At 56.4% G+C, this 22,025-nt stretch carries 27 protein-coding genes and 1 tRNA gene; 7 read left to right on the forward strand and 21 right to left on the reverse strand.

What is annotated here, in order from left to right; genetic code table 11:
- Positions 1 to 9: 9 nt before the first annotated feature.
- The 5 genes from BXY66_RS09595 to BXY66_RS09615 form a co-directional block, all read right to left on the reverse strand.
- Positions 10 to 636, reverse strand: coding sequence for a DUF3726 domain-containing protein (locus BXY66_RS09595; RefSeq protein ID WP_132859892.1), 627 nt, complete (start codon positions 634 to 636; stop codon positions 10 to 12).
- A complete protein-coding gene (locus BXY66_RS09600; protein ID WP_132859893.1) occupies positions 633 to 2,318 on the reverse strand; it encodes a hypothetical protein in 1,686 nt (561 codons plus the stop codon). The genes BXY66_RS09595 and BXY66_RS09600 overlap by 4 nt, the downstream gene beginning before the upstream one ends.
- A complete protein-coding gene (locus tag BXY66_RS09605) occupies positions 2,315 to 3,292 on the reverse strand; it encodes a membrane dipeptidase (RefSeq protein WP_132859894.1) in 978 nt (325 codons plus the stop codon). Before BXY66_RS09605 ends, BXY66_RS09600 begins: the two co-directional genes overlap by 4 nt.
- Before the next feature lie 161 nt (positions 3,293 to 3,453).
- Positions 3,454 to 3,530: transfer RNA gene (locus BXY66_RS09610), tRNA-His, on the reverse strand.
- 45 nt (positions 3,531 to 3,575) lie between these two features.
- Complete coding sequence (locus BXY66_RS09615; protein ID WP_132859895.1) at positions 3,576 to 4,070, reverse strand: GNAT family N-acetyltransferase; 495 nt, start codon at positions 4,068 to 4,070, stop codon at positions 3,576 to 3,578.
- Between the two features lie 77 nt (positions 4,071 to 4,147).
- Between BXY66_RS09615 and BXY66_RS09620 the strand changes: the two genes are divergently transcribed.
- Positions 4,148 to 4,333: a DUF6324 family protein gene (locus BXY66_RS09620; RefSeq protein WP_132859896.1), complete on the forward strand. Its 186-nt coding sequence runs from the start codon at positions 4,148 to 4,150 to the stop codon at positions 4,331 to 4,333.
- Between the two features lie 74 nt (positions 4,334 to 4,407).
- Here BXY66_RS09620 and BXY66_RS09625 read toward each other — a convergent pair whose 3' ends face one another.
- The gene (locus tag BXY66_RS09625; RefSeq protein ID WP_132859897.1) at positions 4,408 to 4,872 is read right to left on the reverse strand and encodes an MmcB family DNA repair protein; all 465 of its coding nucleotides are present in this window, start codon (positions 4,870 to 4,872) and stop codon (positions 4,408 to 4,410) included.
- Positions 4,873 to 5,210: 338 nt separating this feature from the next.
- Here BXY66_RS09625 and BXY66_RS09630 point away from each other — a divergent pair, with 338 nt between their 5' ends.
- Positions 5,211 to 5,936, forward strand: coding sequence for an aspartate/glutamate racemase family protein (locus BXY66_RS09630; protein WP_279432491.1), 726 nt, complete (start codon positions 5,211 to 5,213; stop codon positions 5,934 to 5,936).
- A gap of 121 nt (positions 5,937 to 6,057) precedes the next feature.
- Here the strand turns inward: BXY66_RS09630 and BXY66_RS09635 are convergent, their stop codons facing one another.
- Positions 6,058 to 6,483: a GFA family protein gene (locus BXY66_RS09635; RefSeq protein WP_243694336.1), complete on the reverse strand. Its 426-nt coding sequence runs from the start codon at positions 6,481 to 6,483 to the stop codon at positions 6,058 to 6,060.
- Between the two features lie 170 nt (positions 6,484 to 6,653).
- Here BXY66_RS09635 and BXY66_RS09640 point away from each other — a divergent pair, with 170 nt between their 5' ends.
- Complete coding sequence (locus BXY66_RS09640) at positions 6,654 to 6,995, forward strand: metalloregulator ArsR/SmtB family transcription factor (RefSeq protein ID WP_132859900.1); 342 nt, start codon at positions 6,654 to 6,656, stop codon at positions 6,993 to 6,995.
- The gene (locus BXY66_RS09645) at positions 6,970 to 7,395 is read left to right on the forward strand and encodes an SRPBCC family protein (RefSeq protein WP_132859901.1); all 426 of its coding nucleotides are present in this window, start codon (positions 6,970 to 6,972) and stop codon (positions 7,393 to 7,395) included. The genes BXY66_RS09640 and BXY66_RS09645 overlap by 26 nt, the downstream gene beginning before the upstream one ends.
- A gap of 22 nt (positions 7,396 to 7,417) precedes the next feature.
- Here BXY66_RS09645 and BXY66_RS09650 read toward each other — a convergent pair whose 3' ends face one another.
- From BXY66_RS09650 to BXY66_RS09670, 5 genes are all read right to left on the reverse strand, one after another.
- Positions 7,418 to 7,735, reverse strand: a complete 318-nt coding sequence (locus BXY66_RS09650) for a hypothetical protein (protein WP_132859902.1) — start codon at positions 7,733 to 7,735, stop codon at positions 7,418 to 7,420.
- Positions 7,736 to 7,819: 84 nt separating this feature from the next.
- Positions 7,820 to 8,290, reverse strand: coding sequence for a transcription antitermination factor NusB (gene nusB, locus BXY66_RS09655; protein ID WP_132859903.1), 471 nt, complete (start codon positions 8,288 to 8,290; stop codon positions 7,820 to 7,822).
- Positions 8,287 to 8,838, reverse strand: a complete 552-nt coding sequence (locus BXY66_RS09660) for a 6,7-dimethyl-8-ribityllumazine synthase (RefSeq protein WP_132859904.1) — start codon at positions 8,836 to 8,838, stop codon at positions 8,287 to 8,289. Before BXY66_RS09660 ends, nusB begins: the two co-directional genes overlap by 4 nt.
- Before the next feature lie 3 nt (positions 8,839 to 8,841).
- Complete coding sequence (ribB, locus tag BXY66_RS09665) at positions 8,842 to 9,963, reverse strand: 3,4-dihydroxy-2-butanone-4-phosphate synthase (protein WP_132859905.1); 1,122 nt, start codon at positions 9,961 to 9,963, stop codon at positions 8,842 to 8,844.
- 134 nt (positions 9,964 to 10,097) lie between these two features.
- Positions 10,098 to 10,688 (reverse strand): riboflavin synthase, encoded by a 591-nt coding sequence (locus tag BXY66_RS09670; RefSeq protein WP_132859906.1) that lies wholly within the window; start codon positions 10,686 to 10,688, stop codon positions 10,098 to 10,100.
- A 161-nt stretch (positions 10,689 to 10,849) separates the two neighbouring features.
- Here BXY66_RS09670 and BXY66_RS09675 point away from each other — a divergent pair, with 161 nt between their 5' ends.
- The 3 genes from BXY66_RS09675 (at position 10,850) to BXY66_RS09685 (ending at position 15,395) form a co-directional block, all read left to right on the forward strand.
- A complete protein-coding gene (locus BXY66_RS09675) occupies positions 10,850 to 12,142 on the forward strand; it encodes a capsule biosynthesis protein (protein ID WP_132859907.1) in 1,293 nt (430 codons plus the stop codon).
- A 96-nt stretch (positions 12,143 to 12,238) separates the two neighbouring features.
- Positions 12,239 to 13,387 carry a polysaccharide biosynthesis/export family protein gene (locus BXY66_RS09680; RefSeq protein ID WP_207911300.1) on the forward strand — a complete coding sequence of 383 codons (1,149 nt, stop codon included), beginning with the start codon at positions 12,239 to 12,241 and terminating at the stop codon, positions 13,385 to 13,387.
- On the forward strand, positions 13,380 to 15,395 hold the full coding sequence (locus BXY66_RS09685) for a capsular polysaccharide biosynthesis protein (RefSeq protein ID WP_132859908.1): 2,016 nt from the start codon (positions 13,380 to 13,382) through the stop codon (positions 15,393 to 15,395). The genes BXY66_RS09680 and BXY66_RS09685 overlap by 8 nt, the downstream gene beginning before the upstream one ends.
- Before the next feature lie 5 nt (positions 15,396 to 15,400).
- On the opposite strand, the gene ribD is transcribed toward BXY66_RS09685, so the two are convergent.
- From ribD to rpoD, 9 genes are all read right to left on the reverse strand, one after another.
- Positions 15,401 to 16,480, reverse strand: a complete 1,080-nt coding sequence (gene ribD, locus BXY66_RS09690; RefSeq protein WP_132860408.1) for a bifunctional diaminohydroxyphosphoribosylaminopyrimidine deaminase/5-amino-6-(5-phosphoribosylamino)uracil reductase RibD — start codon at positions 16,478 to 16,480, stop codon at positions 15,401 to 15,403.
- Between the two features lie 20 nt (positions 16,481 to 16,500).
- Positions 16,501 to 16,968 carry a transcriptional regulator NrdR gene (gene nrdR / locus BXY66_RS09695; protein WP_132859909.1) on the reverse strand — a complete coding sequence of 156 codons (468 nt, stop codon included), beginning with the start codon at positions 16,966 to 16,968 and terminating at the stop codon, positions 16,501 to 16,503.
- Between the two features lie 302 nt (positions 16,969 to 17,270).
- Positions 17,271 to 17,549, reverse strand: coding sequence for an HlyU family transcriptional regulator (locus BXY66_RS09700; RefSeq protein WP_132859910.1), 279 nt, complete (start codon positions 17,547 to 17,549; stop codon positions 17,271 to 17,273).
- 1 nt (position 17,550) lies between these two features.
- Complete coding sequence (locus BXY66_RS09705) at positions 17,551 to 17,979, reverse strand: secondary thiamine-phosphate synthase enzyme YjbQ (protein WP_132859911.1); 429 nt, start codon at positions 17,977 to 17,979, stop codon at positions 17,551 to 17,553.
- Between the two features lie 52 nt (positions 17,980 to 18,031).
- Positions 18,032 to 18,421 (reverse strand): hypothetical protein, encoded by a 390-nt coding sequence (locus BXY66_RS09710; RefSeq protein ID WP_132859912.1) that lies wholly within the window; start codon positions 18,419 to 18,421, stop codon positions 18,032 to 18,034.
- Positions 18,422 to 18,476: 55 nt separating this feature from the next.
- Complete coding sequence (locus tag BXY66_RS09715; RefSeq protein ID WP_132859913.1) at positions 18,477 to 18,878, reverse strand: hypothetical protein; 402 nt, start codon at positions 18,876 to 18,878, stop codon at positions 18,477 to 18,479.
- A 28-nt stretch (positions 18,879 to 18,906) separates the two neighbouring features.
- Positions 18,907 to 19,320 (reverse strand): hypothetical protein, encoded by a 414-nt coding sequence (locus BXY66_RS09720; RefSeq protein WP_132859914.1) that lies wholly within the window; start codon positions 19,318 to 19,320, stop codon positions 18,907 to 18,909.
- 42 nt (positions 19,321 to 19,362) lie between these two features.
- Positions 19,363 to 19,761 carry a hypothetical protein gene (locus BXY66_RS09725; protein WP_132859915.1) on the reverse strand — a complete coding sequence of 133 codons (399 nt, stop codon included), beginning with the start codon at positions 19,759 to 19,761 and terminating at the stop codon, positions 19,363 to 19,365.
- A gap of 199 nt (positions 19,762 to 19,960) precedes the next feature.
- Positions 19,961 to 21,946: an RNA polymerase sigma factor RpoD gene (gene rpoD / locus BXY66_RS09730; protein ID WP_132859916.1), complete on the reverse strand. Its 1,986-nt coding sequence runs from the start codon at positions 21,944 to 21,946 to the stop codon at positions 19,961 to 19,963.
- Between the last annotated feature and the right edge of the window lie 79 nt (positions 21,947 to 22,025).

Below are 22,025 nucleotides of genomic sequence, written 5' to 3' on the forward strand. Positions count from 1 at the left end.
CCTCCCCATTCAATTTCTTGAGCCGCCACTTTCGCCCGCGCCAAGCCGACGCGACTCCTCGGTCGCAGGCGCGTAGGTGCGATGAGCAAAGAACTTCAAACTAAGCCAATCTTCATCTCGCGGAATTGCCCGAGTGTGTTTCTCGGCAGGTTCAAAATTGCCACTTCCAAAGGTGATAATGACTTGGGATGCCTCGTCTGGAAACGCGCCCTGTAGTCTTATCCCATCGGCTGCAACCTTGGCCTTTGCTTCATCAACTTGCGCAAAAACAATCTGACCGGAAACTCGGGACGCGCTGGAGAAAAATGGCATAAGCAAGAGCGGAAAGACCACGCCATGCACAACTGTCACTTGACCAGTCAAAGACGCAGCGCGATCTGAAGCGGCTGTGCCAACGCTGAGAGGGCACAGTTTTCCGGTATCTGCGCGCCACTCCTCCCCTCTAACACTGGGCGGCAGAAGTTTTTCCGCCTCTTGGACGCGCAGCATGCCGGCCAGCGCGCCACAACCATCTTGCCCCTGCGCGCACAACCAACGCGTTGCGCGGCCGGCCTCTTTGGCCATTGCCCATGAGTAGTGACCACCTCGAGCGGCGTTTTTAGCCATTGCCTCGACTTCGTTGAGAGAGAAACTCACGCCACATGCTCCGGGAAAACCCAATCATCAGCAAAATCGTCATCAAGAGCGTTGGGATACGGAGCACCCGCAAACATCGTGATCCGCACCCATCGGTCCGACCTTGGGTCAAATCGCGTTGCCCCGAAGAAAGAGAGCTTGGCGCGCAGCATGTCTATTGGCATCACATCGGCGGCGATTGTGTTATCCCGGATTTCTCCATATGGCGCGACGCGGGTAAGTTGCGCGCGTTCAACCGACTGCCGGTGCTCCGGACACGCAAGAAGGAAGTCCGCGACCGGCGTATCGACGGCCCAGCCTTTCAAAGCCTCAATGGCCGCCGCCGCATCTCGAGCCGGCGACAAAGGCTGTTCGAATTCGGCCAAAGGCTCCTCAAAACGTTCGCCCAATCTCGGTTCGAGCTTCTCTTCAGACACGTACCATGCGCGTGCACAATTTGGCCTTTGCTCCCAGTCAAGCGTAGAGGTCCAGCCGAAGGAACTTTCAAGCAGCATCAAGACTTCCCCAACCCGCATGGCGCCATCAAGAACCCGCGCGCCAGCCTCGTCGTCCGACATGCTTTTGGAGAGATCGTCGACCAACGCGCCATAGGGCTCTAGTACGAGCGCATTGAGCAGCTCCTGGCCCTCTTCGCTCAAAGCCTGCTGGGACCACTGAACCAGCCTGTTCCAAGACAGCGCTTGCCGAAAATCAAAGGTTTCGAGATGGACGCAGATCGCACGGTAATCATCCTTTAGCTGAGCAAACTTTGCTTGTTGCAGAGGATGCTCCGAGCGCCACGATTGCAACAGAACACCGACCCTTTCCAAACGATCTCGAAACAGGGAAAAGTCTTCCTGCTCAACAGTTTCTAGGGATCGAACCCGACGCAAAGCCTCCTCTCTGGCGACAATCCAGTTGTTGAACAAGACAGGATGGTTGATCAGGAAAGGAGCCATACCAAGACCGGTCGAATTGCCGATTCCGAGTGCCTTCGCGGCGTCATCAGCCAACTGCACTGCATTTGATCCGCCACGGGCCTTGGCGAGATGTTCGACGAGTTCGCGCACAAACCATCTGATCAGATAGACCGTCAGCATTTCAGCTTGAAACGGCGCTCTGGTCTCGGCTCGTGCCGCTATGACTTCACGATCTGCAGCGCCGAATTTGCCGGATCCATACACGGCGGTTGTGCGCATAAGGTATCCGACGGCCTCCAGCACCTGCTTTTCGGGTTGATTTCCGTTCGCCAGAGACGAAACCACGTGCTCCCAAAGGCGCGCGGACCGGTTGGCGCGTGACAGCGTCAATTCACGTTCGCTAACCCGTCCCGCCTCTTGCAAAGGCACGTTGCGCTCCAGCCGCTCCAGATCGGTATCAGTCGGGATGCCGTCAAAGAGGGTAAAAGTAGCATCCCAGGCTTCGGCAATCACCCGATCGGACCGCAACTCGTCCGGCAGATCATGAGCGAAAGCTACCAAAGCATAGGTGCGCTCCGGCCCCTTCGCGAGATACACAGCCCGCCCCACGCCATTATCGTCTATTTCAAACGTTTGCCGCTCAAAAGACCATCGATCGGCCGACAACCGACGCAAAAGGATGCGCATAAAACTCAGTCTGGTTTGATGGGAACTTCCCAAACGGCTCAGCCGCATGACCTGCTCCGGCGGACGAAGCGCGATATGCGGCAGCGTATCTTTCATCCTTCATCTGGCCCGAAGTTTTCGTCAAAGAACCGATACCAGTTGCCGCCCATGACGGCTGCGACCTCTTCGGCGTTCATCCCAACGGCATAAAGCCCCTGTTCAATGTTGCCAAAGTCCCTGTTGTCTTGGAACCAATCCGGCATTGGCGGGAAACCCGGCGACGATGCCGATCCCTCGCCGAAGTCCACCTCTTTGCTCCAGCGCCCTGTTCTCATCCACTCAACCACGCTATCGGGCTGGTCTTGGCACAAATCCGACCCAATCCCGAGGTGCGCCACACCGAAAGTATCGGCCGTTCGCGCAATCATCGCGCAGAAATCCTGGAGCGTGCAGTCGGATTTTCCGCGCAAGTGATGCGGATAAAGAGAAAACCCAAGCATACCCCCGTTCTCCGTAACGGCCCGGAGCACGGCGTCTTTTTTGTTGCGCAGCGCAGGAAACCACGCGTGCGGATTGGCATGCGTGATCGCGATCGGTCGCTGGGAAATTTCTGCGGCCTCAATGGTGGAGCGGTCCGCCGAATGGCTCATATCAACGACCAAACCCACCCGGTTCATTTCCTTGATGACTTGCCGCCCCATTCGGGTGATCCCGCTGTCTTCCGTCTCGTAGCAACCGGTCGCAAGCAACGACTGATTATTGTACGTCAATTGCATGAACCGCCCGCCCAAAGTGTGCAGGATTTCCACCAGTCCGATGTCGTCTTCGATTGGGCTCGGATTCTGAAAGCCAAAGAAAATTGCCGTTCGGCCAGTTTCACGAGCGCGGTCAATATCGCGAGCACTGTGACCTTTGATGATCAGGTCAGAATGGGCTTCAAACCATCGGTTCCAGCGCTCGAAATTCAACACCGTTTCACGGAATGTCTCGTGATAAGCGATTGTCACATGCACTGCGTCGACACCGCCTTCGCGCATCTGCCGAAAGATTTTTTCGGACCAATTGGCATATTGCAGCCCGTCGATGCGCATGACCACTCCCCATGATAGCCCCAAAATCAGAGCTGCGAGACATGGTGACCGCGCGTTTGCCCTTTGGTCAAATGGTATCTGCGTGAGGACCGAAAAAACTCACCGGACACCACAACTGAAAGGCGCCGAATAAGCCGGTTAAAAATTCCAATGAGGAGTGATGGTACCGCCTCCCCGGTTTGAACGGGGGACCTCTGGATCCACAATCCAGCGCTCTAACCAACTGAGCTAAGGCGGCACTGTGAGGGGCGATGTATCGCCCTGCGTCGGCGATTGCAAGCGCCTAAAATGAAATTTTCCAAGTTTGTTCGACCAGATCTACGCCGAAATTCCGCACCGGCTCGGCAGCGGTCATTTCAAAGCCATAGGCCTCATAAAGCGCGCAGGCTGCTGTGTGGCTTTCGTGGGTCCAGAGATGCATCCCCACATAGCCTCTATCCCGTGCGAACCCCATGCAGGTCTCGAGCAAGTGTTTGCCCAACCCCATGCCTTGTGCTTCAGGCTGCACCAGAAACAGACGCAATTTGGCAATGTCGGATTGTTCGGATTTCACGCAGAAAATGCTGCCCAGACGCCAGCCATCCCTTTCGGCCACCCAGCCGCGCTCCCAAACGGTATCCTGACGGTCGAGAAAATCCGTCAAAATCGCAGAAACCAAAAATGCAAAACTGTCGTCGAACCCTTCTGTTCTGGCGTAAAGCTCTGCGTGCGCCTCCACCAGCCAGTCAAGATCCCGCGCCTCGAATTGACGCAATTTGACCCCCTCGAATTCACGCACGATGCCCTCCTGTCCTCGCGTGACTTGCCTTCGTCGTGCATTCACGCTACCCGATTTGCCAGCACAGGAGAACCGCCATGGGCATCAACACCGAACGCGACTTAGAAGCCAACCTGCAAATCGGCCCCACCGATCAGGGATTCGTGCGGATATTTGTTGAGGCCAATGGTGTCGAAATCCCCATGGACTTCGATCCGGAAGAAGCAGAAGAGATCGCGGACGAAATCCGCGCGGCGGCCACCGCGGCCCGCTCCGTCGGCTGACAAATCCATGCTGTAGCAATCCCTTTTGGGATGCGCCAAATCTCTGCAGACATTTAAAACCGGAAAGACACCCGTCAGTCCTCGTCGGGCATCGGCACAAGTTTTGGGTCGCGGTAGCGCTGCAAGCGCCGTGCGGCGTCGGTGGCAAATTTCTGGATCATCTTCTTGCGACGCGCAGGTGCAACCTTGTCCTCGGGCCCCATGCGGATGATTTCAGCGTCATAGGCATCTGCCATGATGAGCCCTGTGCCATCGGGCAACAGATCCGTGGGAAATTCCGTATCAACCGCCCAAAAATAACGGTCGCACCATTCGAGATAGCCTTGCCATTTGGTATCGGATTGAAAATCCGCCCGGCTCGACTTGCACTCGACGACCCACAACTCGCCTTTCGGACCCAACGCCATGACGTCCACCCGTAGGCCCCGCGCGGGTACGAACTCTTCTATTGAGACGTAGCCATGGCTGCGCAAATGACGGCTGACGCCACGCGCAAGAAGTTGGCCGGGTTGCAGAGTGAGGAGCGATGTATCTTCCATGCCAGCACCGTGAACAATTCATGAACAAAAAGCAAGCCGTTCGTCGCGTCTCGGGCCTTGCACGAACTGGCATCGACGCTTAGATAGGACAACGGCGGGTGCTGCCCTTCTCGTGATACGGTTGCATTCCGGTGGCCTTAAGCAATTCCGAGGGAGCTGGCTCTGTCCTGGTCCTGGCCTGGTTACCTGGCGCCCACCTGTATATACAGGTCCTCGGGAATGAGATAACCCCACGGCTGCGTTTGCGGGCCCGCCACTTTTCTTCCGGAGAATGACCGAGTCGTTCGGGTCGCGGGACAAAGCGGTGCTTCAATTGATGTCCGCTTAGCTTTATCGTGATGCTCACAAAATTGCAGACTCGCAGCGAGGCAGATTTGAAGACGATTGGTATTCTTGGCGGCATGTCCGCCGCTTCTACGCAACTCTACTATGCCGAACTCTGCAGGCTCACCCGTGATAGACTTGGCGGCCTGCATTCGCCCCAATTGATCATCCGTTCCTTGGATTTTGCCGAGATCGAAGTGCTTCAGGCAAAGGGCAATTGGGAGCGAGCGGGAGACATCTTGAATGAGGAGGCCAAAGCCCTCGAGCGTGGCGGTGCCGATATTCTGGTACTTGCGACCAACACGATGCATAAGCTCGCAGATCAGATGATGTCCGGTGTCGGGATTCCTTTGCTTCACATTGCTGATGCAACGGCAAAAGCAATTCGCGATGCGGGACTATTGCGTCCCGGTCTCATGGCAACGGCCTTCACAATGGAGCAGGACTTTTATACGGGACGTCTACGAGAAGCTGGTCTTGAGCCGGTCTTGCCAAACGAGTCCGACCGAGCAGAAACGCATCGCATCATTTATGAAGAGCTCTGCAAAGACATCACTACGCCCAGCAGCGAAGCTGAGTACGTGCGTATTGCAAGCCGCCTTGGTGACGAAGGCGCGGATTGTTTGATCCTCGGCTGCACCGAAGTTGGCATGCTGCTCAATCAAGGCAACGTCTCGGTTCCGGTGTTCGACACGACCCTGGTCCACTGCGAAGCAGCTTTGGATCAAGCTTTCCAGTGACGATTGGTCGTCGGTTTGGATTTGCCTCAAAACAGAGAACGGGCGTCCGCTTCGGTTCGACTTATGAACAAGTTGGGCTCAATACCGCCGTCCGCCGCTTGCACCTAGCGAGCGAAGGTGCTCACTCATAGTCACTCAAATCCTCCGGCGCGTGCAGAAGCGTTGTGTCGTATTTCGTCAGATCATCCTCCATCACCAGCCACGGCAGCTTGCCTTTCCAATTCACGTGAAAGGTCGGGGTGAACTTGGTCGGATCTTCCAGCGACGCCGCATAAAGGTGCATCCCGCCGGCATAGTGGTCGGCTTCAAACCCCATTGGTGCGCCGCAGTCGGCGCAGAAGTGACGGAACACGCCTTTGGAGCTTTCCAGAGTCTTGGGCGTCTGCCCTGTCCAACGGAAGTTTCTCAGCGGCACGCCAAGCCAGGCCACAACAGGGGCTGAGCAATTGCGGCGGCAATCATCGCAGTGGCAGAAGCACTCCCACGTGGATTCCCCCTCGTATTCCCAAGTGGTTTTTTTACAGAGGCAAAAGCCGCGCGTGATCAATGGTTCTCTCCTCTTTTTCAGAATCTTAGCTGTGTTCAGCGGCATGCCGAGTGTCCAAATGCGACCCTCAGCGGACCATCAACGCAGAAACCCAACTTGACATGACACCAAATGGTATCTTATAGATTCGCAATACCAAATGGTATTACTTTAACCACAAGGCCAGCCCAATGACCGATCTGCAACCCGTCTTCCGCGCTCTTGGCGATCCAACTCGTCGCGACATTCTGCGCATGTTGGGGGAAACTCCAATGACCATCGCACAGGTGTCAGAGCATTTTGACATGACCCGAGCAGCCGTGAAAAAGCACCTCGTGGTTCTGTCTGATGGCGGCCTGATCCACGTCGAAAAACGCGGCCGCGAAGCAATAAATTCCCTCAACGCAACGGCTTTGCGCCCTGTTTTTGATTGGGTTGGCTGGTTTGACCGGTTCTGGGACGACCGTTTGGAAGCTTTGAAATCTGCTATTGAAAAGGACGCTGCCAATGACACTGGATATGACAATGGCTGACACAGCAATTCAAAAATCGGTCTACCTCCCTGCGCCCCGCAAGCGCGTGTGGGAGTTTCTGACCAAAGCCGATCTTCTGAACAAATGGTTCCATCCGGCGCAGAAAGATCTGGCCGAGGGCGAGGACTATCTGCTCACCTCGCAGAAGGATGGCGATCGGATGTGTTGGGGAACCGTTCAGGAAATGTCGCCGTATGACTACATGAAATGGAGCTTCACCGTTGGCCCGATGAATGGCGCGATGACAACGGTGGAGTGGCGTCTGGAAGATGCGCCCGGAGGCACCAAATTGACGCTTGAACACAGTGAGTTGCCCACCGATTCCGAGGGCTACGGCCTCGTGCTGGCGCTCGACAAAGGCTGGCACGGCTTTCTGCTCAATCTGCACGACATGCAGTGAGTGCCCTCTTGCGCCAGCGGTCTCAGGACTGCCGGCGCACTTTCCGCGCAGGAACCGGAACAGGATCGCTCAGCAGAACAGGCAGGGCATCACGTTTGCCTCCACCGGATCCATCGTCGTGATGCGCCATGCGCATTATCGAATAGGCAAACTGGACACTGGCAAACACGATGCCATTCAGGAACCACAACACAAAAAGCGCAAGGAAACCGCCTTCAGTGTGCATCACAAGATGTGCGAGGTTTGCAACGTCGAGCCACAAAAGCAGAGCGACAAAGACCGCAGAAACACCAAACCCGATCAAGACTTGTGTGATGTAAAGACGAACCAACTTGGGCATGACAAAACCTCTTTCCCTATGGGAAAGCTTAGTATGTCCTGAGCTGATTTGAAAATCACGTCAGCGCGACGAAACAGCGCTAGATCAAAAGGCTTCGGGCCTCGCCTCACGCGCCATGTGATCCAGAACGGCATTCACGAACTTGCCTTCCTTGCCTTCGGGAAAGAAGGCAGCTGCGATGGCAACATACTCGGTGATGACAACTTTGGGCGGGGTGGTGCTTTGCAACAGCTCCGCACCAGCCGCACGGAAAAGAGCCCGCAAGGTTGGATCGATACGGTTTATCGGCCACTTGGCCACCAAGGCACGGTCCGTCATTTGGTCGATCGGCGCCTGGTAATTCACCGCGTCACCGAGAGTTTTCACGAATAGATCGTGATCTCCCTCGATCATGTCGGTCGCGTCATCAACTTCCGCACCAAACCGGAAATCCAGAAACTCCACACGCACCTGATCGACCGTCTGGCCGGTGGTTTCCATCTGAAACAAAGCCTGCACCGCATACAGGCGGGAGGCAGATTTCATCTTGCGTTTCTGGTTACCGGAAAGGGTCATGCGGTGGGTGTATCCTTGGATTGACCAGCGAGTTTGTATTCCTCGGCATCGGGAACGAACCCCACGCCTTTGCGCTGAGCGCCCCACTTACGGCTCAACGCAACAAGATGCAAGGCCGCAGCTGCAGCGCCACCACCTTTGTTTTGATCCGCCGGATCGGCCCGAACTTCCGCCTGCTTTCTATTCTCGACTGTCAGGATACCATTGCCGATGCAAAGGCCCTGCAAGCCCAGCAGCTGGATCGCTCGCGAACTGTCGTTGCAGACGGTTTCATAGTGCGTGGTCTCGCCGCGGATCACGCAACCCAGCGCGACATATCCGTCAAAATTGGACATCCGTTCCGCAATGCCGATTGCAGTCGGGATTTCCAAGGCTCCAGGCACTTCGACAACTTCGTAAGAGCCCCCACAAGCCTCAATCTCCGCGACAGCGCCGGACAGCATGTTGTCTGCAATGTCCTTGTAGTAAGGCGACATCACAATCGCCAGCTTGACCGGCTTGTCAAATTCCGCCCGGGGCATGATGTAGTGTTTTTCTGAGCCAGCCATGTTCTATTCCTCCGCCAGGATCGGGCGCGTGCCCACTATCGACAATCCGTAAGCATCCAGACCCAGATATTTGGTCTGCGGACTATCGGTCAACAACACCAGTTCCGAACATCCGAGGTTGGACAAAATCTGTGCGCCAAGACCGGTGCGTTTGACCGTGCGCGGGCCCTCGTCCTCGTCCGCATAGAGACTGTGGCGAGGCTCTCGGAACAGGCACACAGCCCCCCGCCCCTCTGCCGCAATCTTTTTCATCGCCGCAGGTAGCTCACGCGCTGACTTTGGTCCAAGCCCGAGGATATCGCTTGCTTCGTGCAATGCATGCGTGCGTACCAGAACCGGTTCGTCATTTGTGATATCGCCTTTGATCATGACAACGTGCTCGATGCCGTGAATCTGATCCGTAAAGATGCGCATGTCCCATTCGCCGCCGAATTCGGACTGCACCATTTCCTGTTTGGTCTGCACAACTTCGTTGTCGTTGCGGGATCGATAAGCGATCAAATCGCTGATCGTGCCAATCTTCAAGCCATGCTCTTTTGCGAATGCGACCAGCTCCGGCAAACGCGACATAGTACCATCGTCATTCATGATTTCGCAGATCACAGCGCTTGGGTGACAGCCCGCAAGGCGGGAAATATCAACCGATGCCTCGGTGTGGCCGGCGCGCACCAAGACGCCACCCCGTTTTGCCCTCAACGGAAACACATGTCCTGGCGTTGCGATTGCGGCCATTGTGTTCTGTTCATTGATCGCCGTAGCAATCGTCAGTGCACGATCCGCTGCTGAAATGCCGGTGCTGACTCCCTCGCGCGCCTCAATTGAAACGGTGAATGCGGTCTCGTGACGGGATGAATTGTTTACCGCCATCATCGGCAGCCCGAGCCGGTCGATGCGCTCGGCTGTCATCGGCAAGCAGATCAGCCCACGACCGTGCGTGGCCATGAAGTTGATCGCATCGGCGTCGGCGAACTCAGCCGGAATAATCAGATCACCCTCGTTTTCGCGATCTTCGTGATCAACAAGGATGTACATCTTGCCATTGCGAGCGTCGGCAATGATGTCTTCTATCGGGCTGATGGCATCGCGCAGGCTCTGCTCCACCGGGCCGGGTTTTTCAAAGGACATTGGCAGTCTCCGTCTGTTGGGGCCGAGATAGACCATGCCCCGTCCAATTGAAAGTGCGTGCGCGACGGCATTTCGTTCAAAAACGCAAGGAAACCTTGCGCCTTTGCACGTTTCGACGGGACCATCCCTGTGATTTAGCCCTGCATCTCCGCAAGACGGGCCACGTAGCGCGCCAGAGTATCAATCTCAAGATTGATCGCGTCTCCCACTTTGGCTTTTCCCCAGGTGGTGACTTCCTTGGTGTGCGGTATGATGTTGATACCGAACTCGCGACCGTCGACTTCGTTTACCGTCAGCGAGGTTCCATTGAGCGCGACAGACCCCTTTGGCGCAATAAATTTTGCCAGCGCTTCGGGAGCGCGGAAAGTAAACCGGGTACTGTCACCTTCGTCCTGCATGGCAATCAGCTCTGCAACTCCATCGACGTGGCCTGAAACAATATGCCCACCTAGTTCGTCGCCAACTTTCAGGGCGCGTTCTAGGTTGACGCGTTTTCCTTCTTCCCAATCCCCAAGGTTGGTTTTGGAAACGGTTTCGGCGCTGATCTCGACGTCGTACCAGTCAGGCCCGAGTTCCACGACCGTTAGGCAAACCCCGTCACTCGCGATGGACGCTCCCATATCGATACCCGAGGTGTCATAGCTCGTGCCAATCCGCGCACGCAGATCACCACGCTTTTCCAGTTCGCGCACTTCGCCAATATCAGTGATGATTCCCGTGAACATTCTGGGGCTCCTCGGATATGTAAATCGCCCAAAGTCCTACTCGCGCCCGTCTCGCGACACAACCCGTGACCTTTGATCCGCAGCGTATCGTCCGTCTGCCGTAATTCTGCCTCAGGAAAGTGGTAACGCTTTTGAAACGCTTGCACTATAACGGCGCTCCAATGACCCGAGAAGCAGACACAAAACGCGTATTCATGTTCCTGCAAGGCCCACACGGGCCGTTCTTCCGCAGGCTTGCCAGGATGCTGCAACGCTCCGGCGCAGAAGTGTTGCGGGTCGGCTTTAACGCTGGCGACAGCGTGTTCTGGCCAAGCCGCAGTACATTTCACGCTTACCGCGGGACCCTCGAAGGATGGCGCGCCCACTTTCAAAACCTCGCCACTGAAAAAGGTGTCACCGACATCGTTCTTTACGGCGATGTCCGCCCGATTCACGCGCAGGCGATCGAGATCGCCCGAGAAATGGGTTTGTGTGTTCATGTCTTCGAGGAGGGCTATTTGCGCCCTTATTGGGTGACCTACGAGCGTGGCGGATCAAATGGCCACTCTCGACTGATGTCGATGGACATCGCACAAATGACAAAAGCGCTGGAAGGGGCGGACCTCGACACGCCGATGCCACCTGCGCATTGGGGCGATATGCGGCAACACGTCTTTTATGGCGCCCTCTACCACTTCTTTGTGATGTTCGCGAATTGGCGTTACCGGAACTTCCGCCCGCACCGCTCGCTGACGGTGGCAGAAGAGTTTGCCCTCTACATCAAACGACTTGTGCTGATGCCTTTCCAAGCGATTGAACGCCGTTTCGCGACGCTGCGCATTCGGTTCGGCGGCTTCCCCTACCATCTGGCGCTATTGCAACTTGAACATGACAGCAGCTTCCAGAAACACTCGCCATTCGACAGCATGACGGATTTTCTCGCTCTGCTGGTTGAGAATTTTGCGGCGGGAGCCCCCAAGCATCACCACCTTGTTTTCAAAGCGCACCCACTGGAGGATGGTCGGGCTCCCTTGCGCAAAGAGATCAAACGCCTGGCAAAACAACACGGTATTTCCAATCGCGTTCATTGGGTCAGGGGAGGCAAACTTGCCCAGCTTCTGAATGACGCCCGCACTGCGGTAACCGTCAATTCCACAGCCGCACAGCAGGTGCTTTGGCGCGGGATTCCGCTCAAGGTATTCGGCGACGCCGTCTACAACCAACCAGAATTCGTCAGCACGCAACCGCTTCCGGAGTTTTTCGCAGGCGCGACCCGTCCGGACAACCAAGCCTACAAAATCTACCGCCGCTTCCTATTGGAAACCAGCCAAGTGCCCGGCGGCTTTTATTCCTCCGCAGGCCGCCGCCAACTGATGCGACAAGTGGTTGATATGATGCTTTCGCCCCACGATCCTTACGAAGCCCTTGAGGCCGGCACAGCGGCACCAAGGCAACAGTTGCGACTGGTGACCTGACCGACACAAGGTCTAGCGCTGGATTTTTGGTTTGGATTCCGCTAAGTTGCGGTCAAAACCTGAGGCAGAACAATAACAGGTCGAGGAGACCGAGCAGTGAAATCCATCCAAAATCGTTGGGTGAAGTGCGCCTGTGCGCTGGCCATATCTTGCTCAGTGGCCAGCTGTACTCTCGTGCCACGATCCGGACCCAGCAAACGCGAAATTTACGCCGGATCCGTCCAGCAAGAGGGCGACGCCTTTATCGTTGCGGTAAACGACCGTGTGACGCGCGCAACAGCGGTTGTCCCGGCCCTTGGCTTCTCAGACGGGTTCAAAAACGCCGGACAGCTCGGATCAGACACGATCCGCCCGGGCGACATTCTCTCGCTAACGATCTGGGAGAACGTCGACAAACCGCTTTTGGGACCGGAAGGTCAAGTTGCTGCGATCCTTGAAGAAGTTCAGGTCGATGGCTCCGGATTTATCTTTGTGCCTTATGCGGGTCGTATTCGCGCCGCAGGGAACACTCCCGAGGGCATCCGTCGCATCATTTCTTCCAAGCTCGAAGAACAGACCCCCGATCCACAAGTCGAGGTGCGCCGTGCTGCCGGTGATGGCGCCACGGTTTCCTTGGTCGGAACGGTGGGTGCGCAAGGCGTCTACCCTATCGAACGCCCGACACGAACACTTTCCACAATGCTCGCTCATGCGGGTGGCGTAACGATTGTTCCTGAAATCGCGCAGATCACCGTTCTGCGTGGAAGCACATCCGGCAAGATCTGGTTTCAGGACCTCTACGAAAATCCCCAACTCGACATCGCCCTGCGTGGGGGTGACCGCATTTTGGTTGAAGAGGACACCCGCGCATTTACTGCTTTGGGCGCCACCGGCACCCAAAGTCGTGTGAATTTCTTTTCCAGAGACCTCTCCGCAATCGAAGCGCTGGCGCAAGTCGGCGGTCTGTTGCCAACATCAAGTGATCCCACCGGCGTGTTTGTCTTCCGAAACGAAGCAGAGCCTGTTGCCAATCAGGTTCTCGGTCGTGGCGACTTAAGTGGCGCGCAGCGTATGGTCTATGTGCTCGATCTCACGCAGCCGAACGGAATGTTCATGGCTCGCGATTTCGTGGTACGCGACGGCGACACGCTCTATGTGACCGAGGCGCCGATCACCACTTGGAACAAAACCATCGCTTCGATCACTGGCACACTCACCTCGGCGGATACGCTGTTGGCTGTGGGCGGACTTGGCACAGGTGGATAAAGGCCACAACGAGAATGAACTCCAAGCCGCCGGGGCCAACGACCCCCGGCGGCTTTTTGCATTCAACGGCGGGTTCTTTCAGCAAAAACGGCTGCGCCGCATCATCGAGCTGGCAGGCTACGAGCTGAAATTCGGCAAACCTGACGAAGACGACCTTATCGCCATCTGGGGACAAAGCCCGACCAGCCATCGCGGCGAAGCCGTATCAGATCGCACCGGCGCAAACTGTCTTTATTTCGAGGACGCGCTTTTGCGGTCCCTACATCCCGGTCGCGTAAAAAAAGAGCCCCCTGTCGGTCTAATGATAGACGCCAAGGCACCCCATTTTGATCCATCAACACCGTCTGATCTCGAAAGGTTGCTTGCGAACCACCCTCTTGATGACACCGCGCTTTTGAACCGTGCACGCGGAGCAATAGAACGCATCAAAGAAGCCCATCTCACAAAATACTGCGCGGTTGAAACCGATCAGGACATCCCCGCGCCCGGATATGTTCTGGTGATCGACCAGACCCGCGGAGACGCATCAGTGACCGCATCAGCCCCTGGCGACGGCATCGCCGAGAGCCGTTTCCGGGAGATGCTGATCATGGCGCAGGAAGAACACCCCGGGTGCCCGGTCCTGATCAAAACCCATCCGGAAACGCAACATGGCGCGCGTTCGGGATACTTCGGACCTGATGATGAAACCGACCGAGTTTCACTTTATTCGGAACCGGTCAGCCCATGGCAGCTGTTTGAAGGTGCCGTCGGCGTATACACTTTCTCTTCCCAGTTGGGCTTCGAAGCCATTTTTGCTGGCCACAAACCACGCGTTTTTGGTCAGCCTTTCTACATCGGCTGGGGCCTTACATCGGACGAATACCCCCTCCCCCGCCGTCATCGCCAACTGACGCGCGCGCAACTTTTTGCCGCCGCGATGATCCTATATCCCACATGGTATGATCCTTACGGTGACCAATTGTGCGAGCTCGAGGATGCTATCGAGCAACTCGCCGCACAGGCCCGCACCTGGCGGGAAGACCGACATGGATGGACCGCACACGGTATGCGGCTTTGGAAGCGAAAACCCCTGCAAAGTTTCTTTGGCTCGGAAAAGTCGCCGGTATTCAACCGTCAGCGCGATGACCGCCCGGCCATGGTTTGGGCAAGCAAGGCAGGTCCCGAAGGTGCACTTCGTGTCGAAGACGGTTTCCTGCGCTCCCGTGGTCTCGGAGCTGAACTCGTTCCGCCACTGTCGCTGGTATGTGACGATCTTGGTATCTACTACGATCCATCCGGTGAAAGCCGACTGGAGCGTTTGATCGCGAAGCGCGCCACTCTTCGCCCTGATCAGGACCTCAGAGCCGATCGGCTGATCCAGTCTTTGCGTGACCTAGGCTTGAGCAAATATAATCTAGGTGGTGACACACCAGACCTTCCGGCGGGGCGACGCATACTCGTTCCCGGACAGGTCGAAGATGATGCTTCGATCGTTGCCGGTACTTCCGCAATCAGAACAAATCTCGATCTCCTGCAGGCCACGCGCGCTGCAAATCCGGACGCGGTAATTCTTTACAAACCTCATCCGGACGTGGAGGCAGGCCTGCGTGCGGGCGCCATCGAGCAGGACATTGCGGACATGACATTGCCAAACACAGACATGGCGTCACTTCTCGAGAAAATCGACGAAGTCTGGACGATGACATCCCTGTCCGGCTTTGAAGCCCTCATTCGCGGCAAGAAAGTAACCACTTTCGGAGCACCTTTTTACGCCGGTTGGGGCCTGACAACAGATTTGGGCGACGTGCCAGCCCGACGCATAGCGGAACCAAGCCTGCAAGGGTTGGTGCACGCAACGCTGATAGATTACCCGCGCTACAGAGATCCGATAACGGGCCTCCCTTGCGCGGTTGAGGTGGCCCTAGAACGCCTTTCTACCGGTGAAATCCCTCACCCCGGCTGGTCAAACAGAACTCTGTCCAAACTTCAGGGGCTTTTGGCGAGCTATAGCTGGATCTGGCGCTAACCTGCTTAGTGCGGCTCGATCCGATGCCACACCGACATGACGTCTCGCCCGACAGATCGCTGGGACACAAGGTCAAACCTAGGGGCTTCCGCCAATCGCTCAACGCCCATCGCGCCGATTGCGGGGTATCCCTCTGCGCCCAACACCATACCCGCGTTGAATGTGATGAGTTCGTCCACAACGTCCGCAGACAACAAAGACGCGGCCAGCGCACCGCCGCCCTCACAAAAGACGCGTGTCAGTCCCTTTGCGCCAAGGGCTTGCAACAATGACACAGGGGAAATCTGCGCCCCGTGAAGGTCGCAGGGCAGCAACTCCGCTCCGAGATCTTCCCAAGCCTTCAGTAGGTTAGCGTCGGCGTCTGCACCGTGAGCAATCCACACCGGGGTTTCTCGTGCCGTGCGCGCCAGAGTACCCATAAACGGCAGATCCAGTCGCCGCGATACCACCACGCGCACAGGCTGACGCTCCCCCCCCAGTTCCCGAACGGTCAGAGACGGGTCATCAGCGCGCGCCGTCCCTCCGCCGACCATGACCGCGTCATGTCGCATCCGCATCGCATGGACTTCGCGGCGCGCCTCAGGCCCCGTGATCCACTTACTTTCTCCGGTCGCGGTCGCTATCGCTCCGTCCAGTGTGCTTGCCAGTTTCAGAGTTAGAAACGGCCGCCCTAGATCGGTTTTCAGGAAGAACCCCTGCAGATCGCGAGCCGCCTCATCCGCCATCACGCCGGTTTCAACTTCGATCCCCGCGTCGCGCAACATGGCCAGACCGCGTCCCGAAACACGGGCATCGCTGTCCTCAACCGCGACCACGACTCGCGAGACTTGAGCGGCAATGAGAGCTTCTGCGCAGGGTGGCGTTTGTCCATGGTGCGCACAAGGCTCCAGAGTGACATAGACCGTTGCACCACGGGCGGCATCACCCGCCTGCGAAAGAGCCACTGGTTCCGCATGAGGACGCCCGCCCGGCTGCGTCCAGCCACGCCCCACAACGCGGCCATCTTTCACAATGACGCATCCCACTGCGGGGTTGGGCCAGCACTGCCCCTGCCCGCGTCGCCCCAAAGACAACGCGAGCCGCATATACCGATTGTCGGACAAAATTACTCCTCAGGCTGAGTATCCGGACGCAACTCTGAGACGAATTTATCAAAATCATCCGCAGCCTGAAAGTTCTTGTATACGCTGGCGAAGCGCACGTAGGCGACCGTATCGATCCGCGCCAACGCTTCCATGACGATCTCGCCGATCTTATGGCTTTGAATGTCTGTCTCGCCCATACTTTCAAGCCGGCGCACGATGCCGCTGATCATCTGGTCAATGCGTTCTGGTTCCACAGGGCGCTTCTGCATAGAAATCCGAATAGAGCGCTCGAGCTTGTCGCGATCGAAGTCTTCGCGGCGACCATTGGACTTAACCACCACCAAATCGCGCAACTGAACCCGCTCGTAGGTTGTGAATCTGCCTCCACAAGCCGGGCAAAAGCGCCGCCGCCGGATCGAAACGTGATCCTCAGCAGGGCGCGAGTCTTTAACCTGTGTGTCGATATTTCCGCAAAACGGACAGCGCATGGGCCTTCCCTTCGTTCGTCTGCTCTTTGATACCGCCAAGTATCGCCTGTGTTGGGGTTTTTCCCCAGTTATCCACAGGCACTATAGGGCAGCTACAATTCTTTGGGTAGAGGCAAATATGCGCCCCAAGATAGGCGCCAGTATTCGTATAGAGGGAAAAATTTCGAAGTATTCCCCTGTTACAATTTTCCCCGCCGCACCTATATCAATTTCAAAGGCCTCTCCAAGCCTCCAATTCATGCAGAAACGCCGTCACAGTCGCGATGTGACGGTGTTTTATTTTGCGTTTTGGCGAAGTGGCGTCAGAAAAGCGCCGCGCCCATTTGATCAATCAGCTGCTTGGCTTTGCGCACCGACATCTCGACTGCCTCGTCATGATCGCGGATGACGTCAGCGCGGATCAACGTGTGTTCCTTGGCTACCCCGTCGACATACCCTTCGATTTTGGCAGACACCCGGAATTGGCCACCTTCCTTTATCGGTGAGGGAGTGATCGTATAGCCTTCGTACTCAAGACTATCGGCAGAAACCGACGCTTCCTCTGTTTCACCCCCGCCAAACAGCCTCTTCAAAAAACTCATCTCACCCGATGCTCCCCGTATAAGCCGCTGCAACCTGACGCAGGTGCGGCGCGTTTCTGTGCTCGAACAAATAAATCCCCTGCCAAGTGCCTAACATCAACCTGCCTCTCTGAACAGGGATCGACAGGCTGACTGGCATCATCGCCGCTTTGATATGGGCGGGCATGTCATCGGGTCCCTCGTATGTGTGGACGAGATAGGACATCGCAGGGTCGGTCGTCGGAGGAACCAGTCGGGAGAAAAACGCCTGTAAGTCCTTCTGTACGTCTGGATCGGCATTTTCCTGAACCAGCAGACTACAACTGGTGTGTCGAACAAACAGCGTCAGTAAACCGCTACCCGCACCAATCGCATCAACCCACTGCACCACGTCCGAGGTAAACTCATACAGGCCAGGCCCGCGCGTCGACATTTCGAAACTGGTTTGCATGGCGATACCATAGACACCATTCAATACCGCGCAACAGGAAGGTAGCCTTCCTTCAGCCATCCAGCTCGCGAACACAGCGGCGGTTGCCCTGACTGACGGACATATTGTTCCCTACGCTTTGCAAGGAACTCCCGGAAGTGGCACGGGAACGCAAACTTGCGTCCGGTCGATAAGTGAAGCCCACTGCGTTTTCGCCCGGCATTGTGCGACTTGGCCCCAAACCATGAACAACGTAAATCCGGTCTTTGTAGCGGGCCCCGCGTTGCAACGCGGCCTGCGCCGCTGCGCACCAGATATAGTCAGTTTTCACTGTCCACTTGGTGACCACCTCAAAACTTCCCGGCTCAGGTAGACCGTTTACCGGATTCTTCAATGCATTTGTATTTGCCAGAACCGTACCGCTCGAAAGAGCAAACAATCCCGCTATAGCCACTGTTTTCATGCCGGCACCTTATTGAAAAAGGGCCGCCAAAAACGGCGGCCCCATGGATTGTGTATCAGTAGAAATCCGGCTCGCGCTGACAGCGACGATTGGCAGCATTGATAGACAGATTGTTGCCAATCCCGCGTACTGAGCTGCTTCCGGACTTTGCCTGAGCCAGTTGGTCGGCGGAAGGGCGGAACGTGAAGGTAATCGTTTCGGCGCCATATTGCGATTGTGCTGCACTGGCCACGCCGACAACATACAAACGGTCTCTCCATGCCGCGCCGCGCTGCAAGGCGGCTTTGGCTGCCACGCACCAAATGTCATCGTCGCGCGACGCCCACTGGTTGACGACAGCAATCGTTCCAGCACCGCTGTCCGCAACTGGATTTCGCTCGCTGGATTTTTGTTGTGCCACGGCTGGTGCCGAGAACACTGCGCCAGCTAGGCTAAGGCACAGGATAAATCTCAACATGCTTTCCCTTTCCTTGAAGTAAAAGGCTTCAGAGTTTGCTCGAGTAGTACTCGAGTTCCAAGCGACACCGGCGGTTGGCAGCGCGCAGCGTCAAGTTGTTGCCAATTCCACGGACGGATCCGCTGCCAACGCTGGATTGCGCCAGCTGTTCTTGCGACGGGCGGAATGTAAAAGTAATGGCTTCCGCGCCAAATTGGGATTGGCCGGCCCCCGCAACGTCAGACACATAAATTCGGTCTCGCCACGAGGCTCCGCGCTGCAGCGCACCTTTTGCGGCCGAACACCAAAGGTCGTCGTCGATTGTATTCCACTTGTCTACAACGGCAAAAGTGCCTGGGCCAAGGTCAACCGTAGGGCTGTTTTGTCCCAAAGATGATTGCGCCATCGACGCCCCCGCCGATGCAACACTCAATACGATGCCAATTCCAAGTATTTTCCACATTGGTATTTCCTCCTACAAAGCTTCGGTTAGTCGTCCTAAAGTTCAAATGAAATCAATCTCGCGCACACAGCGGCGATTGGCCGAGTTGATGGTCATGTTGTTTCCAACGCCGCGAATTGAACTGCGGCCGGACTTGGCCTGCGCCAACTGCTCTTGAGTTGGGCGGAACGTGAATGACACGGTTACGCTGCCGTTGCCAGATGTACGGGCGTCTGCGTAATTCGTGATGTAAAGACGGTCTGACCAGGCCGCGCCCCGCTCTCTCGCGGCTTTTGCGGCGCCACACCAGATGTCATCGTCGCGCTGGTTCCACTTATTTACGATCGCAAAATTGCCTGCACCCGAGTCGACGACGGGGTTCTTGTAGGCCGAACGCTGGGCCAGAACCGGCGATGCGATGGCCAAAGCCACGACGACTGAAATCACCTGCCGAGTTTTCATTTCTCAAATCCTCCTGAGTTCAGGTTACGTCTTCCCGACTAAAGCGGATGACGCCCCCACAAAACTGTGAATGATCTGATTTTACGCGCACAACCGTCCGTTCGCCATGAACAGCTTGTCAGAATTCCGTGACCTAGGCGGAGAAGCGCGCACGAAAAAGGGGGCCGAAGCCCCCAGATCCATCAACTTTTTTGCGTGCTTACTGATCCAGGAAGCTGCGCAGCTTTCGGCTGCGGCTCGGATGTTTCAACTTGCGCAGCGCCTTTGCCTCGATCTGGCGGATACGCTCGCGGGTCACGCTGAATTGTTGTCCCACTTCTTCAAGAGTGTGGTCCGTATTCATACCAATGCCAAAGCGCATCCGTAGGACACGCTCCTCACGCGGTGTGAGGCTCGCGAGAACCCGGGTCGTGGTTTCCTTGAGGTTCTCCTGAATGGCGCTGTCCAAAGGCAGCACCGCATTCTTGTCCTCGATGAAATCACCCAGCTGGCTGTCTTCCTCATCCCCGATCGGAGTCTCCAGAGAAATTGGCTCCTTGGCGATTTTCATCACCTTGCGCACTTTCTCCAACGGCATCTGAAGCTTTTCAGCCAATTCTTCCGGTGTGGGTTCACGGCCAATTTCGTGCAGCATCTGACGTCCGGTACGGACCAGTTTGTTGATCGTTTCGATCATGTGCACCGGAATACGGATCGTACGGGCCTGATCGGCAATAGAGCGAGTGATCGCCTGACGGATCCACCATGTCGCATAAGTCGAGAACTTGTAACCGCGGCGGTATTCGAACTTATCCACTGCCTTCATCAGGCCGATGTTGCCTTCCTGAATCAAATCAAGGAACTGGAGGCCGCGGTTGGTGTATTTCTTCGCGATCGAGATCACGAGGCGCAGGTTGGCTTCGACCATCTCTTTCTTCGCCTGGCGGGCTTCTTTTTCACCCTTCTGAACCTGCTGAACGATGCGACGGAATTCAGGGATGTCCAAGCCGACGTATTGACCGACCTGAGCCATATCCGCGCGCAGTTCTTCAACTTTGTCGACTGAGCGCTCCATGAACATCTGCCAGCCACGACCGGCTTTCTGGCTCATGTCTTCCAGCCACGTCGGGTCGAGCTCGCGACCGCGATAGGCTTCGATGAATTCGCGACGGTTTATACGCGCTTGGTCAGCGAGCTTCACCATCGCGGAGTCGATCTGCATGACGCGACGGTTGATGCCATAAAGCTGGTCGATCAGTGCCTCGATACGGTTGTTGTGCAGGTGAAGCTCGTTCACCAGTTCGACAATCTCGGAGCGTAGCTTTTGGTACGTCGACTCGTCCTTTTCAGAGAAGCTGCCGTCCTCGTTCAAAGTCGCCGAAATACGAGCGTCCTGCATTTCCGACAACATGGCAAAGTCGCGGGCAATGACATCGAGCGTTTCCAGAACCCGCGGCTTCAGCGCAGCTTCCATTGCGGCCAGCGACATGTTCGCCTGCTCGTCTTCGTCGTCATCATCATCCTTGGCAATCGGATTGCCGTCGGCATCAAGCTCTTGCGTCTCTTCTTCCTTTTTTGGAGCAGAGGTCACATTGGCAGCTTCAGCAACGGGAGTTTCTTCTTCCTCATCGTCGCCCATCTGGTTGCCGAACGTGGTTTCGAGATCAATCACATCCCGCAGCAGAATCTCTTCGGAAAGAAGTTCGTCGCGCCAGATCGTAATCGCTTGGAACGTCAACGGGCTTTCGCAAAGCCCGGAAATCATTGTGTTCCGACCGGCTTCAATGCGCTTCGCGATTGCGATCTCGCCTTCGCGGCTCAGGAGTTCCACCGACCCCATTTCGCGAAGGTACATGCGCACCGGATCGTCTGTACGGTCCAGCTTCTCGGTGCCACCGGAAGACAGCGCCACGCCACGATTTGCGGACGACGTGTCCACAACGGCTGTCGACTTCTGTTCTTCTTCCTCGGCTTCCTCGTCTTCGATGATATTGATGCCCATTTCGGAAAGCATCGACATCACGTCTTCGATCTGTTCGGAACTCACCTGATCAGGCGGAAGAACCTGGTTCAACTGATCATAGGTAATGTAGCCCTTCTCCCGGGCCTCAGCGATCATCTTTTTGACGGCCGCTTGGCTCATGTCGAGCGAAATTTCGGCGTCCTGATCGGCGGGCTTCTGGTCGTCGGTGTCTTTGGCGGCCATGTAGTGCTCCTGCAAGTGCGGGCTGGGAGTGATTCGTTTTTACCGAATCAACCCCGCTGCGAGGTGATTCGCAACCCCG

Source organism: Shimia isoporae, assembly GCF_004346865.1.
Taxonomy (GTDB): Bacteria; Pseudomonadota; Alphaproteobacteria; order Rhodobacterales; family Rhodobacteraceae; genus Shimia; species Shimia isoporae.